The sequence below is a fragment of the Cryobacterium sp. M15 genome (assembly GCF_002929675.1).
GTDB lineage: Bacteria > Actinomycetota > Actinomycetes > Actinomycetales > Microbacteriaceae > Cryobacterium > Cryobacterium lyxosi.
In genome coordinates this window covers 69,816-93,088 of sequence record NZ_PJJW01000037.1, presented here as the reverse complement: position 1 = coordinate 93,088, position 23,273 = coordinate 69,816, and the positions used below count along the sequence as shown (strand labels likewise).

Here is a 23,273-nt window from a genome sequence, read left to right as displayed (position 1 = left end):
GGAATCGACTCGTCCAACTCGCCTGTCATACGGGCACGCGAGCCTTCGTCGCCAGAATGGCGAGAAGCAAACTTAAAGGAGAAAACCCCCACATGGAGGGTCCAGAAATCACGTTCGCCGAAACCGTTATCGATAACGGCAAGTACGGCAAGCGCACCATCCGTTTTGAAACCGGGCGTCTCGCCCAGCAGGCGCAGGGCTCCGCCGCCGCGTACATCGACGAAGAGACGATGCTGCTCTCCGCCACGAGCGTCAGCAAGCAGCCGAAGGACAACTTCGACTTCTTCCCGCTGACCATTGACGTCGAAGAGCGCATGTACGCTGCCGGCCGCATTCCCGGCAGCTTCTTCCGTCGCGAAGGCCGCCCGTCGACCGACGCGATCCTCACCTGCCGCCTGATCGACCGGCCGCTGCGCCCGTCGTTCGTCGACGGTCTCCGCAACGAGATCCAGGTCGTCATCACCGTCCTCGCCATCGAGCCCGACGAACTCTACGACGTGCTCGCCATCAACGCGGCCTCGATGTCGACCCAGCTTGCCGGGCTTCCGTTCTCCGGACCGATCGGTGGCGTTCGCGTCGCCCTCATTCCTGACGAGAACGGTGGCGGCCAGTGGGTTGCCTTCCCGAAGCACTCGCAGCTGGATGACGCCGTGTTCAGCATGGTCGTCGCCGGCCGCGTTGTCACGGATGCCGCCGGCACGCAGGACGTCGCGATCATGATGATCGAGGCCGAAGCCACCGATGCCGCCTGGAACCTGATCAAGGGTGGCGCCATCGCGCCCAACGAAGCCGTCGTTGCCCAGGGCATCGAGGCCTCGAAGCCCTTCATCAAGCAGCTCGTTTTCGCGCAGCAGCAGGTAGCCGACGCTGCGGCCAAGCCGACTGCCGACTTCGCGCTCTTCCCGCCGTACCAGCCGGCCACGTACGATGCTGTCGCCGCCCTGTCCTACGACCAGCTCAAGACGGTCTACACGATCGCCGACAAGGTCGAACGTCAGAACGCGGACGACGCGCTCAAGGCATCCGTCAAGACCGCCATCGCGGCCAAGGTCGAAGCCGGCGAGCTCGACGCGAGTGCCAACAACCAGGTCAACGCGGCATACAAGTCGGTCACCAAGCTCGTCGTGCGCTCCCGCGTGCTCAACGAGGGCATCCGTATCGACGGTCGTGGACTGGCCGACATCCGTCCGCTCGACGCCGAGGTTGCGGTCATCCCGCGCGTGCACGGCTCGGCCATCTTCCAGCGCGGTGAAACCCAGATTCTGGGCGTCACCACCCTGAACATGCTCAAGCTCGAGCAGTCGATCGACTCGCTGAACCCGGTCACCAAAAAGCGCTACATGCACAATTACAACTTCCCGCCCTACTCGACCGGTGAAACCGGTCGCGTCGGAACGCCGAAGCGCCGCGAAATCGGCCACGGAGCGCTTGCTGAGCGCGCCCTGGTTCCCGTGTTGCCAACGCGTGAGGAGTTCCCGTACGCCATTCGTCAGGTCTCCGAGGCGCTCAGCTCCAATGGATCCACCTCGATGGGTTCCGTTTGCGCCTCCACCCTGTCGCTGCTGAACGCCGGCGTGCCGCTGCGCGCCCCGGTTGCCGGCATCGCGATGGGCCTGATCAGCGACACCGTCGACGGCCAGACTCGCTACGCGGCTCTCACCGACATCCTCGGCGCCGAAGACGCCCTCGGTGACATGGACTTCAAGGTGGCCGGCACGAGCGAATTCATCACCGCGATCCAGCTCGACACCAAGCTCGACGGTATCCCCGCCTCGGTCCTGGCTGGCGCGCTGACCCAGGCGAAAGACGCCCGCACCACGATCCTCTCCGTGCTCAACGCGGCGATCGACGCTCCCGACGAGATGGCGCCCACCGCGCCCCGCGTCATCAGCGTGCAGATCCCCGTCGACAAGATCGGCGAGCTGATCGGCCCGAAGGGCAAGACCATCAACTCGATCCAGGACACCACCGGTGCCGACATCTCGATCGAGGAAGACGGCACCGTGTACATCGGCGCCGTCGACGGGCCGTCGGCGGAGGCCGCTCGGGCCCAGGTCAACGCCATCGCGAACCCGACCAACCCCGAGGTTGGCGAGCAGTTCCTGGGAACCGTCGTCAAGATCGCCGCGTTCGGTGCCTTCGTCTCGCTGCTTCCGGGCAAGGATGGTCTGCTGCACATCTCTGAGGTGCGTAAGCTTGCAGGTGGCAAGCGTGTCGAGAACGTCGAAGACGTGCTCGGCGTCGGCCAGAAGGTTCTCGTGGAAATCACGAAGATCGATGACCGTGGCAAGCTGTCGCTCGCCCCGGTGCTCGACGAGGCTGCTGACACCGAAGGTCGCGCTGCGGCTTCCGACAGCGCAGACGCGTCGACCGAGGTCTAAGCTGCCCCAATAGATCTCCCGATCACCTCTCGCCAGGTCGGTCGGGTTGACGGAAGGCCCGCACTGCTTGCAGTGCGGGCCTTTTCGCGTCCGTTGCCCGAGTGGCAGCGTGTGCTTGACTTGTCGTGCCTGATCTCCGGACTACGTTCGCGGCCTGACACATAGACGGTTATTTCAGCTCCTGTAGTTCTGTGTCGAACAACGCCTGTTCCGGCGCACTTACCACTGGCCTGACTCAGCTGCGCGTTCTGATTTCCAGGATGGTGAGAACGTGCGGGCTTGTGGCGGCGGCAGAGCCGCCGGCGAAGATCGCGGCGTTGAGCGATCCGCGGCAGTTCAAACCGGAATTGTCCACGCTGTGCAATGTGCAAAATGTCGCCAGGACGCGCTCAACCGCGTTATCAAGAGCTCCGTCGAGGCGATGGACACCCCGCGTCTCCGCTTTGTTGATGCGTCGCAGGACCCGCCGGGCATCTAGTTGAAAGAATCATAAGGTAGCGATATACTCAGATCGTGCTGAGTTCTGGTCTAACCGTCGCCCAATTAAAGTCCGACTTGTTCAAGTCGTTGGGACATCCGTTGCGCGTGCAGGTTCTGGAACAGCTCGTTGCCGGTGAACGCTCGGTGGGTAGCCTAGCCGAGACGCTCGGTTGCGAGCTATCCAACCTGTCGCAGCAGCTTGGCGTGCTGCGTCGTGCCGGCGTGGTCGCAACACGCCGCGAGGGAAACTCCATCTTCTATGCCCTGAAAGATGCGAGTGCGATTGAGTTGCTGGCCGCGGCCAAGCGCATGGTGCTGGCCAACCTGGCGGACTCGCACGCCCTGCTCCGCCACCTCGAAACGGAATAGTCCTCGAAACAGAATAGTGCTCGACCACGGCTGGTCGGGTGCCGTCAGCGTGTCTACAGGTCGTTTCCGGCGTAAGAGAGGTTGAAACTCTTGTTCGCGAGCGGAAAATCGGGAACGATCGTCTCCGACAGGGCCTGCGGCACGGCGGGCCAGTTCAGAAACGACGGGTCGACGATCTTCACCCGGCTGAGTGTGCCGTCGGCGGCGAGTTCGACTCGGTGCGTCGTCGTACCCCGCCAGGCTTCGACGAGGGCCAGGCCCGTGCCGGTCGAGGTGGGGTTCACGCTGAACGCGGTACCGGTGTGACCCCGCAGACGCAGCAGCAGGTCGAGCACGACGGCGGTCGAGACCTCGAGTTCGCGCGCGCGCACGGTGTACCGGGCCAGTACGTCGCCGCCTTCTTCGGTGACGACGTGAAAGACTTCGCCGAGGTTGACGAACGGATGCTCCAAGCGCGCATCCGAAGCGATGCCCGACGCGCGAGCGACGTAGCCGAGCGTTCCAATCGTGAGGGCCTGTGCCCGGGACAACCGGGCTGTTCCGGTGAAGCGACCACGCACGATGGCATGGCCAAGAGTGATGCCGACCAGTTCGGCCACGGCCGCGCTCACTCGGGCGAGCTCGGCGGCAGCGGGGAGAGCGGTCACGCGCGTACCGCCGACGCTGAGAGCACCGCGCAGCAGGCGATGCCCCGTGACCGACTTGTTGATGCGCATCAGTTGCTCACGCAGGCCCTGCGCGTGCGCGTCGATGATGCCGAAGCCCACGTCGTTGGCGAGCGAGCCGAGGTCGGTCACATGGTTGTAGAGGCGTTCGAGCTCCAGTAGCAGGGCACGCAGGAGCCGGTCCGGCTCGGAGACCTCGATACCGCCTGCCTGCTCGACGGCCATGACAAAAGCGAGGGAGTGGCCGATGGCAGTGTCACCGCTGATCTGTTCGGCCAAAAGCACGCCCTCGGCCGCGGTCTTGCCCTCGAACACTTTCTCGACACCGCGATGCAGGTACCACTGGCGGGCTTCCATGCGCACGATGGTCTCACCCACGACGGAGAACCGAAAGTGACCGGGCTCGATGATGCCGGCGTGGATCGGGCCGACCGCGATTTCGTAGACGCCGGGGCCTTCCACCGGCACGAATGGAAACGACTCAACGTCGGGCTCGAACTCCGGCACGACGGCATTGGCGCGCAGCATCGGGTACCAGCCGCGCGGCCAGTGGCCATGGCGCACCAGACGGTGTGGCTGCGGGTGGTTGCGGGGAACGATACCGTACAGGTCGCGTATTTCGCGTTCGAAGTTGCCTGCTGAGAGGGATATTTCGGCGAGGCTGGGAATCCAGGCGTCGTTTTTCGGCACACTGACCGAGAGGTCTGCGCGCAGCGACGGCGTGATTCCGACGAAGGAATACACGATGCGAAAGTCGTCGTCGTCCTCGTGGCAGGCGACGAGGGCCAGCCGGCTACCAGCATCCAGCAGCGCGCTGGCAGCGCTCGGCAGTTGGGAACGGCTCAGGTATCGCAGTTCAGTTCCACCAGCAGCCAGGTTATCGGCGGCCAGGTCTTGCGGCGTTCGCTCATCACGCATCAGTTGCTACCTCCCAGAACGGCTGTGGCCTGCAGCAGAAGAGTGCCGACCGGTTCGGCGACGAACGCGACCGTCGCCGTCGTCGCCAGGGCCAAAATGATCGGCAGGCGTGGACCGTGGGCCGAGTAGTCGGGGGTGAATCCAACGCCCTCCGCGGGAGGGCCAAGAGTCATCTGAACGGTCAAACGGGTAAACGCGGCGAAGATCACGAGTAGCAGCACCAGGGCCGCTCCGATGACGCCGCCGAGGCCTACCGACCAGCCAGCCATGATGATGCCGACCTCGGAGAAGAAGATGCTGAACGGCGGAAAACCGACGATGGCTGCCATGGCGATAAGCCACGGCACGGCGAGGCCGGGCCGTCGCACCAACAGGGCGCGCACGTCTGCGATCACCGGGGTGCCCTCGACTTTGAGGATGCGCCCGGAGATCACGAACAGAGTCGCCTTGATCAGGCCGTGGCCCAGAACGTACAACAGCACCGAGGGGAGCGCGGCTGGACCGATAGCGACCCCGATGGCCATGAGGCCCATGTGTTCGATGCTGGAATAGGCGAGCATCCGCTTATAATCGCGTTGACGGATGAGCAGCGACGCGGCTACGAGGAGAGAGAGCAGGCCGCCGATGCTGAGCATGATGCGCAGAAACTCCGGGCCGATCACGAGATTGGTGATGGACTGGATGCGCAGGATGGCGTAGAGAGCGACCGAGAGCAGCACGCCGGACATGAGGCCGGAGACCGGCGCCGGCGCCTGGCTGTGGGCATCCGGCAGCCAACTGTGCATCGGAGCGAGGCCGGCCTTGGTCGCGAAACCCAGCACCGCGAGAGCGCCGCCGGCGGTGATGAGCGCCGGGTCGAGGCCGAGGTTTGACTGGCTGAGCAGCAGCCAGGACAGCGTGGGGGTGTCGGTGCCGACGGACGCGGCGTAGATGAAGCCGATGCCCAACAGCGCGATGGCCACGCCGACCGAACCGAGGATGACGTACTTCCAGGCCGCCTCGAGGGAGCGACCGGTTCGGTGGTGACCCACGAGGAAGGCGGTGGCGATGGTGGTCGCCTCGACGGCGGCCCACATCAGGCCGATGCTGTCGGCGAGAACGGCGAGGGACATAGCCGCCAGGAACAGGGCGATGAGGGCCTCGTAGCTGGCAGCAACTTTCGTGCGGCTCGATGCGGCGCTGCTGAGCCCGCCCCAGGTTGCAATGAGGCCAACGGCTCCGACGACGCTGATCATGTAGGCCGAGAGAGCGTCGGCGCGCAGCATGCCGCCGCCGGTTTCGGGCACGGCACCGTTCAGCACGGCGCTAACCAGCACCAGGCCGGCGATCAGGACAGCGCTCGACGCGGCGACGCCGACGAAACGGCGGAGCGCGGAGGTGCCCGGCAGCAGGCTGAGCCCGGCAAGGGCGAGCGGGCCGACCAGGGGAATCCACAGTATTAAGGACATCAATCGTGCAACTCCCTGAGCTGATCGACGGCCGTGCCGCCGAACTTGGTGCGCATGCGGCCCGCGAATACATGCAAAATAAGCACCACCAGCAAAACATCGAGCGAGAACGCGAATTCGAGCAGAATCGGCACCCCGCCGCTGGTGAGAAACGTAATCGTGGCGATGCCGTTGTCGAGCAGCAGAAAACCGATGAGCTGCGATCGGGCACGTCGCCGGCTGATCAGCAGCAGAAATCCGATGAGCACCATGGCGAGGCCGATCGGGGCGGCATGACCGGTGCTGCTGCTGCCGAGACCGAAGACACGACTGACGACGACATAGCTGAGGATGGTCAACAGGGTGACCGTCAAGAGGGCAGCGGTCGGGTTGAGCCGGGGCGATTCCTGAATTTGCTTTATTGATGCCTTGGATTGGTAGGCGAGCACCCAGGGAAGGCCGATGCCCTTGACCGAGAGGATGAGGAGCGACACGAGCACCAGCTCAGGCTCGCCCTCGGCGATCCCGATGACCGCCACGAGAGCGGCGAGAGCGATGCCTTGCAGGGCGAGTAGTCGAATCGATGCGAGCAAGGAGTGTCGCCAGACCATGAGCGCGCTCGTCAGCAGCAGTGCCCCGGCGCACAGGCCGATCAGTTGGGGGTAGATGTTCTCAAACACGGATGCTCCTCAGGCGACCAGGTAGGAGGCGGTGACGGCGAGGAAAGCGAGGGCGAACGAGCCGGCGAGCAGCTCCGGCACCTGGAACAGACGCACCTTGGCCAGGAAGATCTCGCCGACACTCAGCACTACACCGAGTACGAGTACCTTCACGGTGATGCTCACGACACCGACAGCCAAGCCGAGAGCGCTGAAATCGGTCAGGACGCCCCACGGCACGGCCAGGTTGCTGACCAGGCCGAGCAGGGCGGCCAGCTTCAGCCAGGAGCCGACTTCGAGCCAGGCCAGGTCGCGCCCGCTCGCTTCCAGGATCATCGCCTCGTGCAGCATGGTCACCTCGAGGTGGGTGCCCGGATTGTCAATGGGAAGTCGGGCGGTCTCGGCCATGATGGCGATCGACAGGGCGACGAGGGCCAGCACGCTGACCGGCGAGATGATCACCTCGGGGGAGAGCAGCCGGGTTTCAACGATGACCGACAGGGTACTGGTTCCGGCCGGGATCGAAAATGCGTAGATGGAGAGCAGCAAAGTTGGCTCAACGAGCGCCGCGACTGTCATATGCCGGCTGGAGCCCATGCCGCCGAAGGCTGTTCCACCGTCCAGGCCGACGAGCGCGAGGGCCACGACGCCGATCAGCATGACGGAAACGATGACGAACAGATCGCTGGGAACCAGAGCGAAGGGAATGGTGCCCACCAGCGGCAGCAGTACGCAGAGCAGCAGGCTGGACACGACCAGGGCGACCGGGCCTGCCCTCAGCATCCAGCTGCTGTCGGTGGCTCGTACCGGGTTCTTTGCCAGCAGCTTGCGCACGTCGCGCCACGGCTGCCAGATTCCGGCGCCGGCTCGGCCTTCGATCGTGGCCCGCACCTGGCGGATCACCCCGATCAGTACCGGGGCGAGGAAGATGAACAGGACGACCTGCACGAAGGCGATGATGATGGCGTTCATAGCGAGACCACGATCAGCACGATCAGAAGAGCAACGAAAGAATAGGACAGGTAGCGGTGGATGCTGCCGTTGGCGATGTGGCGCACGACGATTCCGTAGCGCTGAAACAGGTTGAGTACCGGTCGATACAGCCGGGTTTCAAAGACATCCGATACTCGTTGTTCCACCCGTACCCGTTCCACCAAATATCGAGACTCGGCCACGTGCGTGACCTGCACGTCGCGCGACGGTTTGAGCACGTCGTCGAAGACTCGCACGAGCGGCTCGGCGTAGGAGGTCGCGGTGTACTGCATGCGCGGCCTCGCCCGGGAGCCGCCGCCGCCCCAGGGCAGCTCGACCGTGCGATGTGGATACCGACGGGCCGACACGATGATCGAGATGATCACCGGAATGGCCACCAGGACCGAGAGCACGACGAGCATGATCGGGTCGAGCACCGCCCCGATGCCCGGCAGCGAGACGCCGCCGAGACCGACGGACTGCACGGCGGCGCTCGGGTTCGCACTGACGGTGTGCGCTACGAGCGCGGCAATCGGGCCGGGGAGAAGCCCCAGGGCAAGCACGAAGAGGGCGCCAAGGACGAGGGAGAGTTGCATGAGCGGCGGCACCTCGCGGGCATCCGCTGCTTCAGCGCTGCGCGGTCGGGCGAGGAAGGCGATGCCGTAGGCCTTGACGAAGGTGAGCAGGGCGAGGCCGGCGGTGAGGGCAATCACAGCGACAGCGAGGGGCATGGCAACGGATGCCGCGACCGAGACGACCGCTCCGTCAAGGCGACCGCCGTGAATGAGCGACTGCAGCAGCATCCACTCGGCGACGAAGCCGCTCGTGATTGGGATCGCGGCAGCGCCGAGGCTGGCGATGCCGAACGCGGCGGCAGTGACGGGCATGCGGGCGCCAAGCCCGCCGAGCCGGTCGAGGTTGCGTTCGCCGGTGGCATGGATGATGGCGCCGGCGCCGAGGAACAACGTCGATTTGAACGCGGCGTGGCTGACGGCGAGGAGCAGGGCGGCCACAAGCGCGGCATCCGCTGCCGCTTGCGCGTCGTAACCGCGCAGCAGCATGCTCGCGCCGAGTGCGAGAAAGACCAGACCCATGTTTTCCGTTGTCGAGTAGGCCAGCAGTACTTTGAGATCGCTTGACACGGAGGCCTGCAAAATGCCGTAAAGAGCGGATGCGCCGCCGACCACCATGATCGCGATGCCCCACCAGGCGGGGCCATCGGGCAGGAGTCTCACAGAGACCAGCAGACCGCCGTAAACGCCGATCTTGACCATGGCACCGCTCATCGCGGCCGAAACGTGACTGGGCGCTTCGGGGAGCACCCGGGGTACCCACACGTGCAGCGGCACCAGTTCGGCCTTGCCGCCGAAGCCGAGCAGAAGCAGCACGAAGGCTACGTTCGCGGGCACGGGTTCGATCGCCTGCAGATTGGTGAAGCTCGTTCCGCCCGACGCGGCGGCGAGCACGGCGAAGCCGGCGAGGATGAAGAAGAAGCTCAGCTGCGACATCGCCGAATACCAGATACCGGCCGAAGCGACCGTTGCCCGGCTGGCATGGTCGGCCAGCAATAGCACTGTGGAGCCGAGGGTCATGATCTCCAAGGCCAGCAGAAACGAGACCGAATCCGTCGCGGCGGGCACCAGCTGCATGCCCACGAGGAACATCGGCATGGCGACCCACGCTGTGCGGCTCGCGTCGGGTCCATGGGTGGAACTCATCGCGTAGAGCGATACGAGGATGCCCACACCCGAGACGATGAGCATGAACAGGCCGCCGAGACGATCGGGGGCTAGTAACAGCGGGTCTATGGGCAGGGCAATCGTAATGCGCAGGCCGCCGGTGGCGCCGAGCATGGCCCCGAGGCCGGTCAGGAAGCCGGTCACCGCGATGAGGGTGCAGAGCACGCCGACCGCCCGCGACCGCAGAGACGGTGCTGCCGTCAGGGCGGTCAGCACGGCCAGCGCGCCCAAGCCGAGTTGCAGGAGCAATCCTGCACCGATGCCGCTCATCGGCCGGTCATTCGTCGCAAGGCTCGCACAATATCGGTCGGCTCCGGCGGGCTACCCGGCACCTCGATATCCACATGCACGAAATCGGAAACGGGCCCGATGATGCCGTATCCGTCGCGGAAGGCGCCGCCGTGCAGGGCACAGTCACCGACTGCGATCACGAACCGGGGCGTGGGGGTGGCCTCGATGGTGCGCAGCAGGGGCTGGGCCATATTTCGAGTCACGCTGCCGACGATGAGCAGCACGTCGGCGTGCCGCGGTGAGGGAACCAGGCGCACGCCGTAGCGTTCCACGTCGTAGACGGGGCCGAACGCGGCGGCCACCTCGAGCGCACAATCGTTGCAGCCACCGGCATTGATGAAACGCACCTGCACGCTGCCACCAAAGGCTTCAGCCCCGGCAAACAGCGGCGGGGTAGGCGGTGCCGGTTCGGCAATGCGTGCGCCGTGCCGAATGAGAGTGGCCAATCGCAGGAAACTCATCCGAGTCTCCGATGTGCATGCATGTTCACGAAACTGGTGCCTTCTCTGGGGAACGCGAAGTCGAAGGGTGAAGGGCAGGCGACGGATTCTACGGTGCGTCTGGTTGTGTGCAAGACTACCAACGCAGTTGACTTCATTACTTCTTTATATAACTATATGGAGAATTTAGCAAATAGATTGCGGCGGGTGAGCACTGGCTACCCCCGGCGGTCGAGTAACGGTGTCAGGCGATACGAGATAACCTCCCCCATCGCGAGCGATGTCTCCGTGCGCTCCACGCCGTCGCAGGCGAGGATCGTTCCGTCGATACGAAATAGGTCGGCGGCATCCGTGCAGACCACCCGCACGAGGAGGTCGGCCGGTCCGCTCATGCCGTGAGCCTGCACGATTTCAGGGATCAGCGCAAGGTCGGTCACGATCTGCGCAAGCCGTTTCTGCTGCACGTGCACCTCGATGAACGCGGTCAGCGGGTAGCCGAGGGCGGCAGGATTGATGCGGCGATCGAAGCCGAGAAAGGCGCCAGAGTCTTCCAAGCGCTTCATGCGTGCCTGCACGGTATTGCGGGAGAGCCCGAGCGTGTCGGCGAGCGCAACGAAGGTACTGCGCGGGTCGGCGGAGAGTGCTTGGAGGAGCTTGGTGTCGGTCTTGTCAAGGCTGTACATAGTGCAAAACATTAACACGGTCTGGCGAGCCTGAATAGGGCACTCTGCACACTATTTTTGACAGTGGTTGTGCTCTCTGTCGGGTCGACATAGGCTCACGTCAACTTTAGCAATGACGCTCGGAGCGCCCCATGATTGATTCCTCACCCCAGCTCGTGCAGCTTCTCGCGATTGACGGCGAGCGAAAACCCCGCGGTGACTTCGACCCGTGGGTCGCAGACCTCGATGGAACGGCCCTTCTGGCGCTGTACCGGGACATGGTCGTGGTGCGCCGCATCGACACCGAGGCAACCGCCCTTCAACGCCAGGGCGAACTCGGCCTGTGGCCTCCGCTGCTCGGCCAGGAAGCCGCCCAGGTGGGCTCGGCCCGCGCCCTGCGCAGCGACGACTTCATCTTTCCCAGCTACCGAGAGAACGCTGTCGCCTACTGCCGTGGCGTGAACCTCACCGACATCGTCAAGGTCTGGCGCGGCAACGCCCAGTCCGGCTGGGACCCGTACGCGGTCAACATGGCTACACCAGCCATCATTATCGGCGCGCAGACCTTACACGCCACCGGCTGGGCGCTCGGTGCCCAGCGCGACGACGTCGATTCCGTCGCCATCACCTACTTCGGCGATGGTGCCACGAGCCAGGGCGACGTGAACGAGGCCATGGTCTTCGCGGCGAGCTTCCAGGCCCCGGTGGTCTTCTTCTGCCAGAACAACCAGTGGGCTATTTCCGAGCCGGTCGGGGTGCAGGCGCACCGCAATATCGCCGATCGTGCGCCGGGTTTCGGCATCCCCAGCCTGCGTATCGATGGAAACGACGTGATCGCAGTCATGGCAGCAACCCGCATGGCCCTCGACCGGGCCCGCACCGGCGGCGGCCCCACCTTCATCGAAGCGGTCACCTACCGCATGGGACCACACACCACAGCGGATGACCCCACCCGCTACCGAGACCCGGCGGAATTGGCCGAGTGGAAGACGCGCGACCCCATTCTGCGTCTGCACCGGCTGCTGAACAGCCTCGGTCAAATCACGCCCGAGGTTGAGGCGGCCACTGCGGCGCTGGCCGATGCCGCAGCCGCCGAACTTCGTGCGGGCTGCATCGGCATGCCCGACCCCGAACCGCTGAGCGTGTTCGATCACGTCTACGCCACCTCCAATGCCACCCTCGAGCGCCAGCGCACCGACTACGCCGGCTACCTCAGAAGCTTTGCAACGGAACACGATAGTGCCGAACAGAACCGAAAGGCCTGACGACCATGACCACCCTGATGACCCCGGCAATCGTGTCAACGGTTCCCGGCCTCAATGCGCCGCAACCCACCCCGCTCAGCGAGACCAAGACCCTCACCATGGGCAAGGCCATCAACGAGGGCCTGCGCCAAGCCATGCTCGATGACCCCAAGGTAGTGCTGCTCGGCGAGGATATCGGAGCCCTCGGCGGAGTCTTTCGGGTGACCAGCGACCTGCTCGCCCAGTTCGGGGCTCGCCGGGTCATCGACACCCCACTCGCCGAATCCGCGATCATCGGCACCGCCGTTGGCCTGGCCTATCGCGGCTACCGGCCCGTCTGTGAGATTCAGTTCGACGGCTTCATCTTTCCCGGCTTCGACCAGATCGTCAGCCAGGTGGCCAAATTCCACTACCGCACCCAGGGCGCCGTGCGCATGCCGATCACAATCCGGGTGCCGTTCGGCGGCGGAATCGGAGCGGCCGAACACCACTCCGAATCGCCGGAGGCGTACTTCACCCACACCTCTGGCCTGCGAGTGATTGCCGTTTCCAACGCTCAGGATGCCTACAGTCTTATTCGGCAGGCCATCGCGAGCGACGACCCGGTGCTCTACTTCGAGCCCAAGCGTCGCTACCACGTGAAGGGCGAGGTCGTGCCAGAGCTCGGGCTTCCGATGGAGCGGGCCGTCATCGTGCGCCCCGGAACGGATGTCACACTCCTCACCTACGGGGCGCTCGTGGCGACCGCACGGGACGCGGCGCTCGCCGCCGCCGACGAGGGCGTGTCGATCGAGGTCATCGACCTGCGCTCACTGTCACCCGTGGATTATGCGGTGGTGGAGGCATCCGTTCGTAAAACCGGGCGGCTCGTCGTGACGCACGAGGCGGCCCGATCGGGCGGACTCGGCGGCGAGATCATTGCGACCATCACCGAACGCTGCTTCAGCTATTTGGAATCCGCGCCGGTGCGGGTCACCGGCTTCGACGTGCCATACCCGCCGGCCAAGCTGGAAAGCCACCATCTGCCCGATCTCGACCGCATTCTCGACGGTGTCGACCGGGTCATGGGGCGACGATGATCAAGGTCTTCAAGCTGCCCGACCTCGGTGAAGGTCTCACCGAATCAGAGATCGTTGCCTGGCTCGTGGCGCCGGGCGATGAGGTTGCGCTCAACCAGCACATCGCCGACGTTGAAACGGCCAAAGCCGTGGTCGAACTGCCCAGCCCGTTCGCCGGAGTCGTGCGCGAGCTGCACCAACCGGCCGGGGTAGTCGTACACGTCGGCGAACCGATCGTCTCCTTCCAGATCGGTGCCGCCGATGAGCCCACAGATTCGTCGCCAACAACGGATGCTGCGGTTGCGGATCCGTCTGCGTCTGCGGTTGCGGATCCGTCTGCGGCTGCGGCTGCGTCTGCATCTCCGGCCGAGCAACGCGAGGCCAATCTGGTCGGCTACGGCCCCGCCATCGAGCGCGGCGGACACCCCCAGCGTCGCGCCCGCACGGGAGCCGGTGCGTCGGTACCCGCAGCACCCGCAGCACTCGCCGAACCGCCCACCGCGGCACCCACGGCAGCAGCGACCGCAGTAGCTAGCGCAGCACCCACCGCGGCACCCGTCGAACCGTCCGCCGCGTCGTCCGCTGAGGAAAGACCGCGCTCGACGCCGCCGGTGCGCGCCCTGGCTCGTGACCTCGGTATTGACCTCACTATGGTCACCGGCACCGGAAAAGACGGCCTGATCACGCGTGATGACGTTCGCGCCCGTATCACCGAGTCAGCGCCGATCCCCGACCTGCACGGGTCCGTGTCACCCGGTGCTGCGGCTGCCCGGCCGGCCACGAGCGGTGACCACCTGGGCGAGACCCGTTCGCCGATCAGAAGCCTGCGCAAACTCACGGCCGCCGCTACGGTGCAGAGCGCGTTCACCGCGCCACACGTAACCGAGTTTCTCACCATCGACGTCACCCCGACTGTCGAACTGCTGGCTTCGCTGCGTGCCGACCGGCAGTTCGCCGATGCGGGCATCGGTATTCTCGCCGTGGTGGCCAAGGCGCTCTGCCTGGCCGTGGGCCGCACGCCGTCGGTGAACACCCGGTGGGATGAGCCTGCCGGCGAGATCGTGCAGTTCCACCACGTGAACCTCGGCGTCGCTGCCGCAACCCCGCGCGGACTCCTCGTGCCGAACATCGTCGACGCTGAACGGCTCGACCTGCGCGGCCTCGCTGCGGCGCTCGCCGAGCTCACGATGTCAGCCCGGGCCGGCACCACCACCCCGGCAGCGCTTGCCGGCGGCACGATCACCATCACCAATATCGGAGTGTTCGGTATCGACGCCGGCACCCCGATCCTCAACCCGGGGGAGGCGGCGATCCTCGCGATAGGCGCCATCCGCTCGCGGCCGTGGGAGCATCGCGGCCAGGTCGCCCTGCGCCAGGTGCTCACCCTCAGCGTGTCGTTCGACCACCGACTGGTCGACGGCGAGCAGGGTTCGCGTTTTCTGGCCGACATCGGCGCCATCCTCGCCGACCCGGCCCGGGTACTGACCATGGTCTAACCCTTCCACTCTCCTCACCATTACGGCCCGCCACCAGGCCAGCACCAGTCGCTTCAGCCCCTCGCTGGCGCATAACTCCTGCAATCTGTACGACCGACAAAAAAGTTCCGCGGAATGACGGAGCAGCCAGGTTTCGACGCTGCAGATTGCAGGAGTTGTGCACCAGAGGGGCGGTTGACCGGGGTGCGGGGGCGTAGCAGAGTGGAGGTATGAACGCAGAAGCTGCACTCCTCGCCCCCTTTGTGACGAAGAAACAACTCGTGGGCACCGCTTTCGTGCATCTCGACGGATGCCTGCACGCCACGTTTAGCACCAAGGACTTCGCATCCGCCCTCGAACTGGTCAATCGCATCGGCGAGGCCGCCGAGGCGCTGAATCACCACCCCGACGTGCGTCTCGGCTATGGGGCGGTGTCGCTTGTGCTGACCTCGCACGATGCCGGGGGAGTCACCGCGCGCGATGTCGAGCTCGCGGCCCGGGTGCAGCAGATCGCCGACGCTCTCGGGGCCGAGGCGCGTCCGGCGCACCCGACGCGCTACGACATTGCGATCGACTGCACCGACGCGGATGCCGTGCGTCCATTCTGGCGGGTCGGCCTCGGCTACACCGAGGTCACCGGTGACGATGGTGTAGAACTGGTCGATCCGCGCGGCCTCGCCCCCAAGGTGTGGTTCCAGCACATGGAAATCGCCCGCACCGAGCGCAACCGCATTCACGTGGACGTCTACGTGCCGAGCGATGACGCCGAAGACCGAGTCGCGGCCGTGCTCGAAGTGGGCGGCGCGCTACTCAGCGACGAGCACGCCCCCGACTGGTGGGTGCTCGTCGACGTCGAGGGCAACGAGCTCTGCGTCTGTACCGCTGCGTTCTGACCGGTTCGTCTGGTCTGTTACGCGCCCGGCAGGCCGAGGGCGGCGAGGGCCATCTCCGCGAGCAGGGCATGCTCGGCGGCCCGTGAGGATACGCGGGCGCTGTGCGGTGTTGAGTTGAGCAGCCCGAATGTCGCGTGGGCCCGAATGCGCAGCAGCGCCTCGTCGACCGCAGGGTGCACCCGGTGCAAAACCTCAACCCACAGTTCCACGTACTCGCGCTGCAGCAGCCGCACCCGATGCCGGTCCGCCTCCACGAGGCTGTCGAGGTCGCGGTCTTGCACCCGGATCACCTCGGGGTTCGACAACGCGAAGTCAACGTGAAAGCGCACGAGGTCACCCAGGGCGGCAGCAGCATCCGTTGTCTCGGTCACAACGGTTCGACCACCGGCCACGAGATCCTCGCTCACATCGATGAGCAGCGCGGCCAGTACGGCCTGCTTTCCGCTGAAATGTCGGTAGACGGCCGGCCCGCTCACCCCGACCGCCGCGCCGAGGTCTTCGATCGAGACCCCGTTGAATCCGGACTGGGCGAAGAGCGTGGCTGCGGCGCTGAGCAGGGCCGAGCGTCGGTCAGCCTTGGCCCGGCTCCGCGACGTGGTTTCGATCGGTGCGTTCATGCAAGCCTCCCACTGGACATTTCAGTTAATCATGACTAACCTGAACTTCAGTTAGTGAACATTAACTGTACTTGATACCGGGTCGCCCGGCATCGCCACAGGGAAGATGTCGATGGAGACGCTCGCGAGTCAGCTCAACTCTTCTGCCGAGACGTTTCGCAGCAATGACGCTGCCCAGCGACAGCTCGTCGCCGACCTGAAGCAACGCCTCGCCACGGCCGCCCTCGGCGGGCCGGAGAAGTCCCGGCAGCGCCACCTCGCCCGCGGCAAGCTGCTGCCCCGCGAGCGCATCGACCAATTACTCGACGACGGCAGTCCGTTCCTCGAGATCGCGGCGTTGGCCGCGACCGGTCTCTACAATGACGACAGCCCGGGAGCCGGCGTCATCGCCGGGATCGGCCTCGTGCACGGGCGCTATGTGCTCGTGATCTCCAACGACGCCACCGTCAAGGGCGGCACCTATTACCCGATGACGGTGAAAAAGCATTTGCGGGCCCAGGAGATCGCCTTCGAGAACCGCCTGCCCTGCGTGTACCTCGTTGATTCCGGGGGCGCCTTCCTGCCCCTACAGGACGAGGTTTTTCCCGACCGTGACCACTTCGGCCGCATCTTTTACAACCAGGCCCGGATGTCCGCGGCCAAGATCCCACAGATCGCAGCGGTGATGGGATCGTGCACCGCCGGCGGTGCCTACGTTCCCGCCATGAGCGACGAGACCGTGATCGTGCGGGGCCAGGGCACCATCTTCCTCGGCGGACCGCCCCTGGTGAAGGCCGCGATCGGCGAAATCGTCACCGCCGAAGAGCTCGGCGGCGGTGACCTGCACGCCCGCGTCTCCGGCGTCACCGACCACCTCGCCGAAAACGATGAGCACGCCCTGCAGATCGTGCGCGACATCGTCTCGACCCTTCCTCGGGCCAAGGCTCCGGCGTGGAGTGTGATCGCTACTGTCGACCCGGTCGCCGACGAAAGCGAACTCTACGGAGCCGTCCCCGTCGATGTGCTGGACCAGTACGACGTGCACGAAGTGATCGCGCGCATCGTCGACGGCAGTGAATTCCACGAATTCAAGCGCGAATACGCGACCACCCTCGTGACCGGGTTCGCGCACATCCACGGCCACCCGGTGGGAATCGTCGCCAACAACGGCATCCTGTTCGCCGAATCTGCTCAGAAAGGCGCCCACTTCATCGAACTCTGTGACCAGCGCGGAATCCCGCTCGTCTTTCTGCAGAACATCTCCGGTTTCATGGTGGGCCAGGCGGCTGAGGCCGGCGGCATCGCCAAGCACGGTGCCAAAATGGTCACCGCCGTCGCGACCGCCCGCGTGCCCAAACTCACGGTGGTGATCGGCGGCTCCTTCGGCGCCGGCAACTACTCCATGTGCGGCCGCGCCTACTCGCCCCGCTTCCTGTGGATGTGGCCGGGAAGCCGGATCTCGGTGATGGGCGGCGCGCAGGCGTCCTCCGTGCTCGCCACCGTCAAGCGCGAGCAGATCGAGCGCGGCGGAGATACCTGGTCAGCCGAGGCCGAGACCGCCTTCACCGACCCGATCCTCGAAAAGTACGAGCAGCAGGGCAGCCCCTACTATTCGACCGCCCGGCTGTGGGACGACGGCGTCATCGACCCGGCCGACACCCGCACGGTGCTCGGCCTCGCCCTCGCTGTGTGTGCCGCCGCGCCGCTTGGCGAGTCCGCCTTCGGCCTGTTCCGAATGTGAGGGAGACGATTTCCATGACATTTGACACCGTTCTGGTCGCCAATCGCGGCGAAATCGCCTGCCGGATCATCCGCACGCTGCGCGAGCGGGGCATCCGCTCTGTCGCCGTGTACAGCGACGCAGACCGTGACGCTCGGCACGTGTCGCTAGCGGATACCGCGGTGCGCCTCGGTGGCGCAGCGCCGGCTGACAGCTACCTGAACATAGTGGCCGTTCTGGCCGCTGCTGCCCGAACCAGGGCCCAGGCGATTCACCCCGGCTACGGATTTCTCAGCGAGAACCAGGTGTTCGCACAGGCCTGCGCCGACGCCGGAATCGTGTTCATCGGGCCCAGCGTGCACGCGCTCAATACGATGGGCGACAAGATCCGCTCGAAGAACCACGTGGCCGGTTACGGGGTGCCGATCATTCCCGGGGTGGCTCAGCCGGGCCTCAGCAACGAGCAGCTCATCGCGGCGGCCGTCGACGTGGGGTATCCGATGCTGATCAAGCCCTCCGCCGGTGGCGGCGGCAAGGGCATGCACGTGGTGGAACGGGCTGAAGACCTGCCCTCCACCCTCGAGACCGCACGGCGCGTGGCGCAGAGCGCCTTTGGCGACGACACCCTGCTGCTCGAACGGCTCGTTGCCACCCCGCGGCACATTGAGGTGCAGGTGCTCGCGGACAACCACGGCGCCGTCATTCACCTGGGCGAGCGCGAATGCTCACTGCAGCGCCGGCACCAGAAAGTCATCGAGGAGGCGCCCTCCCCCCTGCTCGACGAGGCGATACGAGCGCGCATCGGCGAGGCCGCCTGTACCGCTGCCCGCAGCGTCGGCTACAGCGGCGCGGGAACCGTGGAATTCTTGGTGTCGGCGGCAGCTCCCAACGAATTCTTCTTCATGGAGATGAACACCCGCCTGCAGGTTGAACACCCGGTCACCGAGCTGGTCACCGGCCTCGACCTGGTGGACTGGCAGTTGCGCATTGCAGCAGGAGAGCCACTCACGGTCACCCAGTCCGATATATGCCTCACGGGGCATGCGATCGAGGCGCGGGTCTATGCGGAGAACCCCGAGCGCGGCTTCTTGCCGACCACCGGCACCGTGCTGCAGCTGCACGAGGCCAGGGGCGAGGGCGTGCGCGTTGACAGCTCGCTGACTCCGGGCCTGTCGATCGCCTCGCACTACGACCCGATGCTCGCCAAGGTGATCGCCTGGGCTCCCACCCGGCTTGAGGCGTTGAACCGTCTCGACCGGGCGCTTGCCGATACCGTCGTGCTCGGCGTGCACACCAACACTGAATACCTTCGGCTGCTGCTAGCGGATGCCGACGTGCGCGCCGGCCGCCTCGACACCGGTTTGATCGAACGCAAGCTTCCCGATCTCACCTTTCGCACAGCCGACGGGCACGTCCTCGCCGCCGCGGCGCTGTTCCTGCACGGGCGGGCGTCGGCTGTGTCCGATCTGACCGGCGCGAACGCTGTGTGGACGCGGCCGAGCGGGTGGCGGGTGGGCTCGCCGCGTCCGGTGCGGTACTCGCTGGGAGTTAGCGCGACCGACGCCGTGGAGGTGCGGGTTGTCGGGGCGCCGGGGGCGGCATCCGTTTCGATCGGTGACGGACCGGCCGTGGAAGCCGGACTCACGCTGATCGAAGGTCGCCCGGGCAGATTTCGCATCGATTACGACGGCGAGACCCGCGTATTCGCCATCGAGCAGTCCGGAGCGCGGCTGTGGATCGGTGCCGACGGATTCTCGGTTGACCTGCGACACCGATCACGGGCCGAGCAGCTCGCGGAACATCTCGCGGGCCGCGACCGCGTGCCAGGGGAGGAAAGTCCAGACGTGCGCTCGCCGATGCCCGGCACCGTCATAGCCGTGCACGCCGCCACTGGTGACACCGTGCAGGTGGGCCAAACCATCCTCGTGGTCGAGGCGATGAAGATGGAGCACAAACTCGTGGCCGCCACGTTCGGCCAGGTCACGGTGAACCTCAAGACGGGTGACCTGGTGACACTGGACCAGATCGTCGCGACGATCAGCACCCCCGAAACCATCGCAGACAAGGAAGACGCAGAATGACCTACGAACTCACCCCCGAATACCAAGCCCTGAGCGACACGGTTCGAGACTTCGCCGATACCGTTGTCGCGCCGGCCGCCTACGAGTACGACACCCTGCGCCGCCTGCCCTACGGCATCATCGCCGAAATGGGGCAGATGGGCTTGTTCGGACTGCCGTTCCCCGTGGAGTACGGCGGCCAGGGCAATGACTACTTCGCGCTCTGCCTCGCCGTGGAGCAGCTCGCCCGCGTCGACCAGAGCATCGCCGTCACCCTCGAGGCCGGAGTGGGCCTGGGCATCATGCCGGTGTTCCGCAGTGGCACTGAGGCGCAGAAGCACGAGTGGGTTCCGCGCCTCGCGAGTGGCTCAGCGCTCGCCGCGTTCGGTCTCACCGAAGCGGATGCCGGCTCAGACGCCGCGGGAACCAAGACCACCGCCGAGCTCAGAGGCGGCGAATGGGTGATCAACGGCACGAAGCAGTTCATCACCAACTCCGGGTCGGACATCACCCGCTTGGTGACGGTGACCGCGGTCACGGGGGAAGCCACTCGCGCCGACGGTTCCACCAAGAAAGAACTGACCGCCATCCTGGTGCCGACACCGACCCCCGGTTTCACGGCGCTCCCGCCCTACGACAAGGTCGGCTGGCACACTTCAGACACCCACCCGCTTGTGTTCGACAACGTGCGCGTGCCGGAGGCCAACCTGCTCGGCGAGCGTGGCCGCGGCTTCGCCAACTTCGTGCAGACCCTCGACGAGGGCCGCGTCGCCTTCGCCGCGCTGTGCACCGGCGCGGCGCAGGGCTGCCTCGAAGAGTCGATCCGCTATGCGAACAGCCGTAATGTTTTCGGCCGCTCGATCGGCTCCAATCAGCACATCGCGTTCAAGATTGCACGGATGCAGGCGCGCGTTCACACCGCGCGCCTCGCCTACTACGACGCTGCGCTGAAAATGATCAACGGCAAATCCTTCAAGATGGAGGCTTCGATCGCCAAGATGGTCGGCAGTGAGGCGGCTATGGACAACGCCCGCGATGCTACGCAGATCTTTGGCGGATACGGCTTTCTGAATGAGAATCCGGTCGCGCGGCACTATCGTGATTCCAAGGTGCTCGAGTTGGGCGAGGGCACGACCGAGGTGCAGCTCATGGTCATCTCGCGGGCCCTGGGATTCGCCAGCTGACCCAGATTAAGGAGAAGCAGATGTCCGACCCCGATACGCCCGAGCGCCACCCGGTGCGCCAGCGCGGTCTCTACTTCGAGGAGTTCGACCTCGATGCGCTGTATCAGCATCGCCCCGGCCGCACCGTGACCGAGGCCGACAACGTGCTGTTCACGACGATGACCATGAACACGCAGGCGTTGCATCTCGATGCCGCCTGGTCGGCCACCCAGCCGTTCGGCGAACGTCTGGTCAATTCCATGTTCACCCTCTCGACCATGGTCGGGAGCTCGGTGGCGCAATTGACCCAGGGTACGATCGTGGCGAACCTGGGATTTTCGGCTGTGACGTTTCCCCATCCGCTGCATCACGGCGACACCCTTTACTCGGAGAGCATCGTCACCGACAAACGCCTCTCCGCGAGCCGCCAGGGACAGGGCATTGTCACGCTCGAACACACTGGGCGCAACCAGGACAACGTTGTAGTGGGCACGGCCGTGCGCACCGTGTTGGTCTGGTGCGAGGACGCCGCGCAATGAGCGGCGCGTTCGACGGCGACCTGTTCGGTGGGGAAGAGTACGATCCGGACTTCGACCCGGCCGGCCCCGATCCCTTCGATGACAGTCCTGCCGGGCTCAGCCCCTTCACCCCGGCACCGTTCACGCTGGGCCCGGCTCTGCTGTTCTGCCCGGCCGACCGGCCCGAGCGCTATGCGAAGGCGGCCGAGCGTGCCGACGCCGTCATTCTCGACCTGGAGGACGCCGTCGCGCCCGAGGACCGGGCCGCTGCGCGGCGCGCGCTGATCGAGCATCCGCTCGAGCCTGCCCGCACGATCGTGCGCATCAATCCGGCCGACACGACCGATTTTGCGCTCGACCTGGCCGCGCTCGAGCGCACAGAATACCGCGACGTCATGCTCGCCAAAACTGTCAGCGCCGGCCAGGTCGAAGGCCTGGCCGAGTACCGCGTGATCGCCCTGTGCGAAACCGCCGCCGGCGTCATCTCAGCGACGGAGATTGCCGCAGCACGTAACGTCGTCGCGCTCATGTGGGGTGCCGAAGATCTCCTCGCCTCGCTCGGTGGTACCTCGAGCCGGTTCGCCAACGGTAGCTACCGCGACGTCGCCCGCTATGCACGCTCCCAGGTATTACTGGCCGCTCGGGCCCACGACAAGGCCGCGATCGACGCCGTACATCTCGACATCACCGACACGGCCGGCCTCGAAAACGAGGCAGCGGATGCCGTCGCGAGCGGCTTCACCGCGACGGCCTGCATCCACCCCAGCCAAGTGGAGGTCATTCGGGCCGCCTATCAGCCGACCGCCGCCGAGGTGGACTATGCCCTCGGGCTGCTCGAAGCCGCCGCGAGTGCGCGCGGTGTTTTTCAGCACGGGGGCCGCATGATCGACGGCCCCGTGCTGCGCCACGCGGAGGCCGTACTGCGCCGGGCCGCCCGCTGAGCGGCGCCTACCGTCCAGGAAGAAAGTAGGGCGGGTTCAAACCCAGAACAGCGGCCATCCTTTTTATTGAAAGCGCGGTCGAAGAGTCCGTGCAGCGCATCACGTCGGCAAACCGGGTGCTGGCGCTCGCCAACGGGCTGTCGGCGCCCTTGGCGTCTGACCTGGCGATGCGATTGACCGCCATCGGACGCCCCACGGAATTCGTCTCCGATCCGATCGGCCAGCAGATTTCAGCACGCCAGTTGTGACTGCAGATGCCTGCGTCGTCATCAGCGGCAGCGGTGCCAATGAGTCGAGCATCAAGGCTGCCCGGTCGGCGCGCGCTGCGAATGCCGTGCTGGTCGTGGTGACGTCGTTTGCGAGTTCCCCGTTGGTTTCGCTGGCCGACATCGCGCTCGTAGTCGCGCCGGCACACGGATCCTTCCGTCACGAACTGGAATACACGTCCCGGGTTCCACAAGCAATCTTGATCGAGTCGCTCGTTGAAATCGTGTCCGGGCGATTGGGGGAGGCCTCGCGGTCAGCGCGATCAACCGTGCTCGGCATCCTGAGTGACAACCTCAGCGACGAATAGCTGTACTGCCAGGCCCAGGGAATCGGGG

At 65.6% G+C, this 23,273-nt stretch carries 21 protein-coding genes; 13 read left to right on the top strand and 8 right to left on the bottom strand.

What is annotated here, in order from left to right:
- Positions 1-92 precede the first annotated feature (92 nt).
- Together CXY83_RS08970 and CXY83_RS08965 are read left to right on the top strand one after the other, a co-directional pair.
- Entirely contained in the window at positions 93-2,381 is a 2,289-nt protein-coding gene (locus CXY83_RS08970; protein WP_104197022.1) for a polyribonucleotide nucleotidyltransferase, read from the top strand.
- A gap of 513 nt (positions 2,382-2,894) precedes the next feature.
- Positions 2,895-3,230, top strand: a complete 336-nt coding sequence (locus CXY83_RS08965) for a metalloregulator ArsR/SmtB family transcription factor (RefSeq protein ID WP_233193289.1) — start codon at positions 2,895-2,897, stop codon at positions 3,228-3,230.
- 53 nt (positions 3,231-3,283) lie between these two features.
- On the opposite strand, the gene CXY83_RS08960 is transcribed toward CXY83_RS08965, so the two are convergent.
- The 7 genes from CXY83_RS08960 to CXY83_RS08930 form a co-directional block, all read right to left on the bottom strand.
- Positions 3,284-4,813 carry an NADH-quinone oxidoreductase subunit C gene (locus CXY83_RS08960; protein WP_104197021.1) on the bottom strand — a complete coding sequence of 510 codons (1,530 nt, stop codon included), beginning with the start codon at positions 4,811-4,813 and terminating at the stop codon, positions 3,284-3,286.
- Positions 4,813-6,261 (bottom strand): proton-conducting transporter membrane subunit, encoded by a 1,449-nt coding sequence (locus CXY83_RS08955; RefSeq protein ID WP_104197020.1) that lies wholly within the window; start codon positions 6,259-6,261, stop codon positions 4,813-4,815. Before CXY83_RS08955 ends, CXY83_RS08960 begins: the two co-directional genes overlap by 1 nt.
- Positions 6,261-6,920, bottom strand: coding sequence for a hypothetical protein (locus tag CXY83_RS08950; RefSeq protein WP_104197019.1), 660 nt, complete (start codon positions 6,918-6,920; stop codon positions 6,261-6,263). The genes CXY83_RS08955 and CXY83_RS08950 overlap by 1 nt, the downstream gene beginning before the upstream one ends.
- Positions 6,921-6,929: 9 nt before the next feature.
- A complete protein-coding gene (locus tag CXY83_RS08945) occupies positions 6,930-7,871 on the bottom strand; it encodes a respiratory chain complex I subunit 1 family protein (protein ID WP_104197018.1) in 942 nt (313 codons plus the stop codon).
- Entirely contained in the window at positions 7,868-9,880 is a 2,013-nt protein-coding gene (locus CXY83_RS08940) for a proton-conducting transporter membrane subunit (protein WP_104197017.1), read from the bottom strand. Before CXY83_RS08940 ends, CXY83_RS08945 begins: the two co-directional genes overlap by 4 nt.
- Positions 9,877-10,362, bottom strand: coding sequence for an NADH-quinone oxidoreductase subunit B family protein (locus tag CXY83_RS08935; protein WP_104197016.1), 486 nt, complete (start codon positions 10,360-10,362; stop codon positions 9,877-9,879). Before CXY83_RS08935 ends, CXY83_RS08940 begins: the two co-directional genes overlap by 4 nt.
- Before the next feature lie 197 nt (positions 10,363-10,559).
- Positions 10,560-11,024: an Lrp/AsnC family transcriptional regulator gene (locus CXY83_RS08930; RefSeq protein WP_104197015.1), complete on the bottom strand. Its 465-nt coding sequence runs from the start codon at positions 11,022-11,024 to the stop codon at positions 10,560-10,562.
- Positions 11,025-11,155: 131 nt separating this feature from the next.
- Here CXY83_RS08930 and pdhA point away from each other — a divergent pair, with 131 nt between their 5' ends.
- The 4 genes from pdhA (at position 11,156) to CXY83_RS08910 (ending at position 15,673) form a co-directional block, all read left to right on the top strand.
- Positions 11,156-12,268 carry a pyruvate dehydrogenase (acetyl-transferring) E1 component subunit alpha gene (gene pdhA / locus CXY83_RS08925; protein WP_104197014.1) on the top strand — a complete coding sequence of 371 codons (1,113 nt, stop codon included), beginning with the start codon at positions 11,156-11,158 and terminating at the stop codon, positions 12,266-12,268.
- Positions 12,269-12,366: 98 nt separating this feature from the next.
- Complete coding sequence (locus tag CXY83_RS08920; RefSeq protein WP_233200753.1) at positions 12,367-13,326, top strand: alpha-ketoacid dehydrogenase subunit beta; 960 nt, start codon at positions 12,367-12,369, stop codon at positions 13,324-13,326.
- Positions 13,323-14,801, top strand: a complete 1,479-nt coding sequence (locus CXY83_RS08915) for a dihydrolipoamide acetyltransferase family protein (RefSeq protein WP_104197013.1) — start codon at positions 13,323-13,325, stop codon at positions 14,799-14,801. The genes CXY83_RS08920 and CXY83_RS08915 overlap by 4 nt, the downstream gene beginning before the upstream one ends.
- Positions 14,802-15,010: 209 nt before the next feature.
- Positions 15,011-15,673, top strand: a complete 663-nt coding sequence (locus CXY83_RS08910; RefSeq protein WP_104197012.1) for a VOC family protein — start codon at positions 15,011-15,013, stop codon at positions 15,671-15,673.
- Positions 15,674-15,690: 17 nt separating this feature from the next.
- Here the strand turns inward: CXY83_RS08910 and CXY83_RS08905 are convergent, their stop codons facing one another.
- The gene (locus tag CXY83_RS08905) at positions 15,691-16,290 is read right to left on the bottom strand and encodes a TetR/AcrR family transcriptional regulator (RefSeq protein WP_104197011.1); all 600 of its coding nucleotides are present in this window, start codon (positions 16,288-16,290) and stop codon (positions 15,691-15,693) included.
- A gap of 112 nt (positions 16,291-16,402) precedes the next feature.
- On the opposite strand from CXY83_RS08905, the gene CXY83_RS08900 reads away from it, so the two are divergent.
- The 7 genes from CXY83_RS08900 (at position 16,403) to CXY83_RS08875 (ending at position 23,245) form a co-directional block, all read left to right on the top strand.
- On the top strand, positions 16,403-18,010 hold the full coding sequence (locus CXY83_RS08900; protein ID WP_104197010.1) for a carboxyl transferase domain-containing protein: 1,608 nt from the start codon (positions 16,403-16,405) through the stop codon (positions 18,008-18,010).
- 14 nt (positions 18,011-18,024) lie between these two features.
- Positions 18,025-20,070: a biotin carboxylase N-terminal domain-containing protein gene (locus CXY83_RS08895; RefSeq protein ID WP_104197009.1), complete on the top strand. Its 2,046-nt coding sequence runs from the start codon at positions 18,025-18,027 to the stop codon at positions 20,068-20,070.
- Positions 20,067-21,233: an acyl-CoA dehydrogenase family protein gene (locus CXY83_RS08890; protein WP_104197008.1), complete on the top strand. Its 1,167-nt coding sequence runs from the start codon at positions 20,067-20,069 to the stop codon at positions 21,231-21,233. The genes CXY83_RS08895 and CXY83_RS08890 overlap by 4 nt, the downstream gene beginning before the upstream one ends.
- Before the next feature lie 20 nt (positions 21,234-21,253).
- Entirely contained in the window at positions 21,254-21,751 is a 498-nt protein-coding gene (locus CXY83_RS08885; protein ID WP_104197007.1) for a MaoC family dehydratase, read from the top strand.
- Positions 21,748-22,671: a CoA ester lyase gene (locus tag CXY83_RS08880; protein ID WP_104197006.1), complete on the top strand. Its 924-nt coding sequence runs from the start codon at positions 21,748-21,750 to the stop codon at positions 22,669-22,671. Before CXY83_RS08885 ends, CXY83_RS08880 begins: the two co-directional genes overlap by 4 nt.
- Positions 22,672-22,760: 89 nt before the next feature.
- Positions 22,761-22,919 carry a hypothetical protein gene (locus CXY83_RS18100; RefSeq protein WP_233200728.1) on the top strand — a complete coding sequence of 53 codons (159 nt, stop codon included), beginning with the start codon at positions 22,761-22,763 and terminating at the stop codon, positions 22,917-22,919.
- Entirely contained in the window at positions 22,916-23,245 is a 330-nt protein-coding gene (locus tag CXY83_RS08875; protein ID WP_233200726.1) for an SIS domain-containing protein, read from the top strand. Before CXY83_RS18100 ends, CXY83_RS08875 begins: the two co-directional genes overlap by 4 nt.
- Positions 23,246-23,273 lie beyond the last annotated feature (28 nt).